A 513-nucleotide genomic window follows, 5' to 3' on the forward strand; every position below is an offset into this window, starting at 1 on the left:
AGTTAATCTCATTTAGAGACTTAAATAACATCAAAGTGATATCACTGAAGGAGCGGTTTGGTGTTGGTTACTTAGCTATCTCACGCTCCAATTTCTCGTAGATCGCCTCTAAAATCCACTGGTGACGACTCGGAGCAGGGCGACGGCTTTTAACCACCTCATCGACTCGTTTCAGAAGCTCGATAGGTAACCGCATTTTTAGACCTTTTATCTCCTCTTCGCCAGATTCTTCTGAGGGCTGAGGGGATGCCACTTGAGGCACTGATCCGCCTTCTTGAATAAATTCATCAACATTTGCTGGCTTCCGTCTAACAACCATCTGACCTCACATTGATTTCTCTAAAGACTCTAAACAATCTCGAATTACCATCTAAATGATTCCATCATGACATCACTTAGGCATCAAAAAGAAGCTTATAGAGTTTTTTGACCTCAGCGATCGCTTTCGAGTCTGATGGCTTAAATTCGGTCACTGCCAGTCCATTAGACGCTGCTGATCGGAAGGCTTGGGGG

General features: G+C 44.2%; 1 protein-coding gene. It reads right to left on the bottom strand.

Going from position 1 to position 513, the window contains the following annotated elements; genetic code table 11:
• Nucleotides 1-67: 67 nt before the first annotated feature.
• Nucleotides 68-319 (bottom strand): hypothetical protein, encoded by a 252-nt coding sequence (locus A8707_RS26405; RefSeq protein WP_068820434.1) that lies wholly within the window; start codon nucleotides 317-319, stop codon nucleotides 68-70.
• Nucleotides 320-513 lie beyond the last annotated feature (194 nt).

The sequence above is a fragment of the Phormidesmis priestleyi BC1401 genome (assembly GCF_001650195.1).
In the GTDB taxonomy this organism is placed as follows: Bacteria; Cyanobacteriota; Cyanobacteriia; order Leptolyngbyales; family Leptolyngbyaceae; genus Phormidesmis_A; species Phormidesmis_A priestleyi_B.